5 protein-coding genes and 2 pseudogenes are annotated in these 3,268 nt (G+C 45.4%); 3 read left to right on the top strand and 4 right to left on the bottom strand.

What is annotated here, in order from left to right; all coding sequences use genetic code 11:
* The 3 genes from AC3DOM_RS17005 to AC3DOM_RS16995 form a co-directional block, all read left to right on the top strand.
* On the top strand, window positions 1–661 hold a 661-nt coding region (locus tag AC3DOM_RS17005), incomplete at its 5' end, for a PepSY domain-containing protein (protein ID WP_487920226.1).
* Window positions 658–960 carry a hypothetical protein gene (locus AC3DOM_RS17000; protein WP_487920225.1) on the top strand — a complete coding sequence of 101 codons (303 nt, stop codon included), beginning with the start codon at window positions 658–660 and terminating at the stop codon, window positions 958–960. The genes AC3DOM_RS17005 and AC3DOM_RS17000, both read left to right, overlap by 4 nt.
* Window positions 961–1,045: 85 nt before the next feature.
* Window positions 1,046–1,540 carry a DUF4395 family protein gene (locus AC3DOM_RS16995; RefSeq protein ID WP_487920224.1) on the top strand — a complete coding sequence of 165 codons (495 nt, stop codon included), beginning with the start codon at window positions 1,046–1,048 and terminating at the stop codon, window positions 1,538–1,540.
* Between the two features lie 175 nt (window positions 1,541–1,715).
* Here the strand turns inward: AC3DOM_RS16995 and AC3DOM_RS16990 are convergent.
* From AC3DOM_RS16990 to AC3DOM_RS16975, 4 genes and pseudogenes are all read right to left on the bottom strand, one after another.
* Window positions 1,716–1,841, bottom strand: a pseudogene (locus AC3DOM_RS16990) (class I SAM-dependent methyltransferase); the annotation flags it as partial.
* Between the two features lie 138 nt (window positions 1,842–1,979).
* Window positions 1,980–2,417, bottom strand: a pseudogene (locus AC3DOM_RS16985) (DsbA family protein); the annotation flags it as partial.
* 12 nt (window positions 2,418–2,429) lie between these two features.
* Window positions 2,430–2,738, bottom strand: a complete 309-nt coding sequence (locus AC3DOM_RS16980; RefSeq protein WP_487920223.1) for a hypothetical protein — start codon at window positions 2,736–2,738, stop codon at window positions 2,430–2,432.
* Window position 2,739: 1 nt separating this feature from the next.
* On the bottom strand, window positions 2,740–3,159 hold the full coding sequence (locus AC3DOM_RS16975) for a rhodanese-like domain-containing protein (RefSeq protein WP_487920222.1): 420 nt from the start codon (window positions 3,157–3,159) through the stop codon (window positions 2,740–2,742).
* Window positions 3,160–3,268 lie beyond the last annotated feature (109 nt).

Raw genomic sequence — 3,268 nt, 5'->3', positions numbered from 1 at the left:
CATGATGAACGGCGGTATGATGGGGCAGGGCACTAATGGCTCTGGTTACAACGGTTATGGCATGATGAACGGCGGTATGATGGGGCAGGGCACTAATGGCTCTGGTTACAACGGTCATGGCATGATGAACGGCGGGATGATGGGAACATGGAACAATCTTCCCGTCGATTTGAACGCTCCAAGAATATCTTTGGACCAAGCATTAGAAGCTGCACAAAATTATGCTGTTGCGTATTATGGGGAAACTGTCGCGATCGAAGAAGTGATGGAGTTTGAGGCCAATTTCTACGCCCTCTTTGCTGAAGCAGACACAGGACGTGGAGCCTTCGAACTGCTTGTTGACCCTTATACTGGCAATGTATCCCCTGAACCGGGTCCTAATATGATGTGGAACCTGAAATACGGGCACATGGGATCTAGCTCAGGTGATAATACCATCTCGCTTGAAGAAGCTCGCCAGTTTGCTGAACAATCCCTGGATGGAGAATTCTCCAATGCTGAGTTAGCCGGAGAAGGTGCATCATTCTATGGTTACTATACCTTCGATTATGCAGTTGATGGCAAAATTGCAGGAATGTTAAGTATTCATGGACAGAGTGGTCAAGCTTTCTACCACACCTGGCATGGGGCATTTATTCAGGAAGAGGAGTATCATCAATGAAAACCAATTGCAAATATTTTCTGGTCGGCGTACTGGTATTCATCATTGCCTTTGTCAGCTCATTATCTTTTCTTGGCGCAGGCACATTTGGAAGCTATGTCCACCCCCATGGTTTTAACTCATGGAGATTGGGTTCACATATGATGGGAGGCTGGGGCATGCATGGGATAACCGGTTTCTTCGGTGGTTTCTGGATGCTAGGCATGTGGCTGATACCGCTGCTCACTTTGGGTTTGATTATTGCCGGAATCGTCTGGGTCATCCGCTCTTTGAATAAAAATACGCAAGTATCTGAGTAATTGCCCAAAAACTAGGTTGCCAACGAGGCAGGTTTCTTTGAGACCTGCCTCGTTTTGATAGCAAAAAAGAAAGAGGATATTGAAAATGACCAAACTCAGTGCTTTTACAAAAAATAACCTGAATAAGCAAGGATTTGAAAATCTTGATGATGAGGCAAAATCCTGCTATGCATTACCGCTCCGGTTCTCGCCCGGAGTAGCTACTATTCTGGTTGTGATCGGACTGGCCTTGCAATCACCTATTTGGCTGGGTTCAGTAGCTCTTATTGCTTTGAGTGGTGCCCTGTTCCCCCGTGGCATGCTGATTGATCTGATCTACAACTACGGCGTTCGCCATTTATTTCATGTACCACCATTGCCACCTACGCCAAAGCCGCGGCAGTTTTCCTATCTTCTTTCCACTGCCTGGCTGGCAAGTTCAGCTTTATCCTTCTATTACGGTCAACCGGTGTTGGGATTTATCTTGGGAGGAGTGGTTGTCATAGCGGCTACAACCCTCATTACTTCTCTATGGTGTCTTGGATCGTGGTGGTACAGATTGTTTTTCAAATCGGCAGCAGTAGAACATCGAGAATTATGATGGAAACATATTTTCTCCAACACGATCTGGTCTCAAATGGCGGGATTCATCTGTATTCTGCCCCTTGTCCGCCAATAAGTAATAAGTACCTTAGAAAAAAACACCAAGATACTGGGTAGTGCAAATCGCTCATCAGTGGGATTGACCTGTTTAATGTGGTAGATCAGATCAGTCATTACTCTTTCTTTACAACTTCGATCAGTGTCCCGCCAGGTTTGACCACTCGTCTCATTTCCCCAAGACCAAATACTGGGTTTGGTACCGAGCAAAAGACAAAGGAGGCAAGCGCAAGGTCGAAGGTTGAATCGGGAAAATCCTATGCCTGAGCATCACCCAGACGCAAATCAACCTGCGCTTCGATACCCAGTTTTTGAATCCGTTTTTCGGCACAAGCGAGCATGCCTGGTGTTGGCAATAAATTGTCTCATGGAATTTTCACTCAATTATTTAAAATAGTTTCTATGATTTTTTGAAAATTTTCAAATGGGAGTGCACCGATCACAGGTGTGCCGTTGATAAGAAAACTGGGTGTACTTTGAATGCCCATTTGTTGCGCCATTTGCGTATCCTGCTCTACAAGTTCAGTGTATTTCCCGGAGTCAAGACATTCGCTGAAGATTTTTTCATCCAATCCTAATTCTCCGGCAAATAACTTGAGGTTGTCCTGATTGAAGGCGCCTCGGTTTTCACCGTTTTGATTTTCATATAGAAAATCGTGATACTCCCAGAAAGCATCCTGATCAGCAGCGCACTCACTTGCCTCTGCGGCCCACTGTGACTCTGGTCCCAGGAATGAAAAATGTACATAGGCAAAGCGAACCTTGCCGTTGACAAGATAGGTTTCTTCGATCTGACGCCCCGCGCCAGTGGCAAATTGCCCACAGAATGGTCACTGAAAGTCTCCAAATTCAACCACTGCCACCGAAGCATTCGGATCGCCTCTAAAATGCCGAATTTGGGATAGCAGATATTCCATTAACTCTTGATTACCATCCCCAGGGCCTTCAGCTTGCGCTGGTGCGCTCAGTCGAGGTACTGCTGCCTGCTCTTTTTCGCCACCAATCAAAGGTGAGCCATAATATCCGCCAAGTAAACCGAGAATCAGCATCACAGCTCCAACAATTGGCGTTGCCCAGGATTGAATACTAATCGTTACCGCTGGTTGCCTTTTGGGTTGTATACCTTCATTTTCTTCCATATCACCTCTCCAATTCCAATCCTGCGTTCTCCCAGTCCACCATACCACCATCCAAATTGTAAACATTGGTATATCCCAAGCCAACCAGGGTTTCAGATGCAATTGTGCTCATGCGATCACTACGGCAATACAGCACGATTTTGGAATTTTCATCCGCAGGTAGTTGAGCCAAATATTGATCGATCTGATCAAAAGGAATAGATAGATCAGTCTCTGGAATATCTCCATCAAATGGGATATGAACATTGACCAGAATTGTACCCTTATCCCTGAGCATGGATTGAAGTTCGTCCACGCTGATCTCGGTATACGCGCCGCTCTGGGTCTCAACTTGCTTGCCCACAACCGATGTTTCTCCTGGCTGACAAGCTGACAGCAAAACCAGTCCGAATAGCGCAACACCAGCCAAAAATCGTTTCATAAACCATTCTCCGAATGATTTGTCAAACCACTTATTTCCAGTGCTTTTATTGGGAATTTATAGTTGACAAAAATTGAATTTTCGATGCTTTTTCTTGTTTGTAAAGAAT

The organism is Candidatus Desulfolinea nitratireducens, assembly GCF_982879505.1.
This window is presented reverse-complemented; position numbering and strand designations above follow the sequence as displayed.